The sequence below is a fragment of the Mucilaginibacter sp. P4_G9 genome, assembly GCF_056400985.1.
Map to the genome: position 1 here is coordinate 1 of NZ_JBFUKF010000467.1, position 3,684 is coordinate 3,684.

Here is a 3,684-nt window from a genome sequence, read left to right on the forward strand (position 1 = left end):
CTATTAGGGTTGAACAAATTAATGATACAGTAAAACAAAATGTAAAATTTGAACACAAAAACTGCATAACCTATCACAATACCCACAGATAGCCAGCTACCTAAATTTAATTATGGACAGCTTGAAAAATAATTTTTTAGTGATGACCTTGCTTCGATATGGATTTCATATCACAGTTTTCATTCTTTTTTACATAATCGTTGACCGTTCGTATTTTCCCGTACAACAGGCTTTGGTGGAATCGTTATCAATCCACCGGTACGTAACCCCGGCATCGGTGTCACAATACGTGTTTAACGGTTTGTTGTTTTTTTCAATAGTATGTTACTGGGCTGACTACAGAATCATTCGGAAAAGCATGCTTAAAGAATATAAGATACTATATCTATTGGCTTTGGATGCGTTTTGTTTATTTCTCGCTACTATGGTTATGATCTGTCTTAACAACGTTGTTTACAATCGAAATGAAATCGCCGATGCCTTATCCCTGAATAGTGCTTCAACCATTTTGGTCTTAATATTTTTTAAAGATTGGATTTTCATTAGGATAAATAAAAAAAATGACTCTATAACGAATAGTATGCAGTGAACAGAATGGCGTTATTTGAATTAGTCTGTCAAGATGGGTGTTCGGTAGAAAGTCACAAATCATCATAGTTGAAAAAAAATATCCTACCTAAACTAAAAGAACAAAAAACGAATTAATAGATACTATGTTAGTGGAGCCATTTATAAGAGTTGGTAATCTTTATTTTAATGATACCAAAGAACAAATAAGGGGTAAATTAAATCAAAAATTTGAGGAAGGAATTAAAGAGTTTGATTCGATAAAAGAGTATTATGACTATTTTCCGGCCCTTGAATTATTTGTTTATTATAATACAAATGATAATGTAAATGCGTTCGAATTTTTTAAGTCCAATCCTGTGTTTAATAGCTTGGATCTTTTAACGATGACTTACAGTGAGCTTGTTGTTGTTTTTTCAAATCTTGACCCAGATCTCGAAAATGGTTATAATGATTTTACTTCAAATAAGTTCGGCATTGGTGGTAATGCTTCGGATGATCCAGAGGATGAAAACTCTTTGCCGGAAGCTATAATTATATTTAGAAAAGATTATTATGATTTAGTAAACTCTTAATCATTTGAGACACAAGTCAGCAGTCCTCATTTCCGGCACACAAGACTTGCGTTAAGGTGGGATTCCCGCAATAATCAAAGTCAATACAGGAAATAAAAACATTGAATGATCAGTCTGGTTCTTGTTTTTTATTCCCAAATAGTTTTGAGGCCAGGTAGTATGGTATTTTAGGATGCCTATTTTTGGTGTTTCCAAAACCTGCCTTTTCCCTCGGCTATCCATTCTAAGGCTTCTTTTATTCTTTTTTGTCGTGTATCGTCGGTTTTGGCGTCGGTAATCCAAACAATATATTCCTTACGGAAAGAGTTGGATTTGCTTTCAAAAACTTCTTTTGCTTTGGGGTTAGATACTAATGCGACCAGCAGATAATCGGGCGTTTCAAGTACCTTGGGTTTATCAGATTCCGGCTTGTTCCTTTTTATCTTGATGCCTTTTTCGTTTAACTGTATGGCTTCTTTAAGCATCACTATAAATTCATCGTCCGGTGGGAGGTCGCTTATTTTGCTGATCTTTCCTAAAAATCTTTGGATCGGTTTTAAGTCCTTGTTTACCTTCAAACGCGGGTCGGTCATCAGTTCGGCCTTCAGGAACGTGAAAGAGCAATGATTTTTATAGGATGCTACTACGCACATATTATCGCCGTTATATTCAAAATGAGGCAGGCTCCATTTTATCGTTTCTTCGGCATCCGGGCAATTTTCATGAATAAGTAGGCGCCAGTGCTCAAGAATCGGTTTTGCAAAATCTTCCGAGTTAACTATGTAAGCATCCACAGCTGAATTGTAGTTCATAACATTTAATTTTTTAAGCGTTTACGATTATCGGAACAAAAAAACTTAAACAGGTGCAGAAGATTTGGTCGAAAACTTGGATAAACAGGTCAATTTAATTACTTGCGTTGTTTCCGGAACTCCGAAGGCGACAAGCCTACATGCTTTTTGAAGAATTTGCCAAAATTAGCAGGGTCTGAAAAGTTGAGTTGATAGGCAATCTGGGCTACCGCAAAATCGGTGTATTGAATAAGCGACCTGGCTTCGCTGGCCAGGCGTTCAGCAATAAAAGTAAGTGCATTTTTGCCCGAAACATGTTTGACAGATTGGGAGAGATAATTAGCGGTAACCGAAAGCAGATCTGCGTATTCCTGCACGGTGCGCTTATTGATATAATGGTTATCAATTAACTGAATAAATTTACGCAACAGGATTTGCTGCGCTGTAGCCATTGGAATATCCTTTTTCTTTTCCAACGCAAAGTCTTCCAGGTAGTAGAGCAAACCGAGCAACTTTAACCTTGCTTCAATATGTTGTGCTTTGGCCGACCCTTCATAGGCAGCAAATACAGCTTCGAAATGTGGTGCTAACTGTTTAAATGCGGCGTGGTCAAACTTAAACAGGTTGGTATGTAACACATCAAATAGGGGAAATTGCTGGTGAAAGTCTGGTTTGAAGAATGAGAAGCATTTCGGCTTAAAATAAATCACATAACCCTCCAGTGCATTGTTATGAGCAAAGCTATACACAAGATTGGGCGAATGAAAGACGAGATAGGAATCAGGATCACGAATGGTCTGATCGCCATAGTTAACTTCGATTTTACCGGAATTGAATAGCAGGGCAAAAAAATAAAATGAACGTTTAAAAGGTGGCCTGTATATCTGCAGGTCCTGATCGAGTGGCTTTAACCTCAAACAGTAAAAGTCTGGATCAGTTGTTCGTCCCGGCCATGGAATAGAGGCCAGGAAATCGTTAATTTCTGTGTAATAAGAAAGAGTAATTTTCATTTTCTCCATAAAATACATCACATAAGGGTTGATCCTAAAATAGAAAAAGAAAATCTCTTCACCTACTGATACCAAAAATTCGCCGTCTGGAACCACTGCTACTGCAAGGGTCCACCCTTGTGGTACTCATGCTAAGTATACGCCAAGCATAGCCACCATGCACAGTCCGGAGATTGCTTCGTACTACCCATTACATGTTCGGTTTTATACAAACATTGGCGTTGAACGCTGGCTACAACTCACCCCGGCTACGCTACGCTGGCCGACCCGGCTCTCCGAAGTGTTCCGCTGTTCGAATGTCTCCCCGACTCGAACTACTATGCCTGTAGTTTGCAAAACCCTTGTGTATAGCAAAAGTAGTGCACAGCACAAGTAGTCAGTAGACTACTTACATATTGGTTCGAAGTTGGAGACATTCCAAAAGATCGACAATCACAAGTCATCTGGGCGCATTTCCGCACACAAAACTTGCACTAAGGGGGGAAATCAAATGTCATCCGCCGCATTTCCGGCACACAAAACTTGCGCTAATGGGGGTAAATTATAAACCAAAATTCAAGTTCAATTCAAAAATGCTTTTCGCACTTATTAGTTATGAAAAGCCTTTGTCCTTCGCTTACGTTCAAGCTTGGCTATACGCCGTTCCTGGCCTGCCAGCTTCTCGCCTTGTTCCTTTAGCTGCTTGTCCTTCTCAATCAGGTAAAGTGTCAATTCTTCTATCTTTTGCAGTAATTTAGTCTGGTTATCACCTACGTTTACTCC

General features: G+C 38.7%; 3 protein-coding genes. 1 reads left to right on the top strand and 2 read right to left on the bottom strand.

The features are described 5' to 3' along the window. Positions 1–713: 713 nt before the first annotated feature. A complete protein-coding gene (locus AC1DPZ_RS23845; RefSeq protein ID WP_477408164.1) occupies positions 714–1,142 on the top strand; it encodes a hypothetical protein in 429 nt (142 codons plus the stop codon). A gap of 176 nt (positions 1,143–1,318) precedes the next feature. Here AC1DPZ_RS23845 and AC1DPZ_RS23850 read toward each other — a convergent pair whose 3' ends face one another. Further along, positions 1,319–1,933: a YdeI/OmpD-associated family protein gene (locus tag AC1DPZ_RS23850; RefSeq protein WP_477408166.1), complete on the bottom strand. Its 615-nt coding sequence runs from the start codon at positions 1,931–1,933 to the stop codon at positions 1,319–1,321. A 98-nt stretch (positions 1,934–2,031) separates the two neighbouring features. Then, a complete protein-coding gene (locus AC1DPZ_RS23855; protein ID WP_477408168.1) occupies positions 2,032–2,922 on the bottom strand; it encodes a helix-turn-helix domain-containing protein in 891 nt (296 codons plus the stop codon). Between the last annotated feature and the right edge of the window lie 762 nt (positions 2,923–3,684).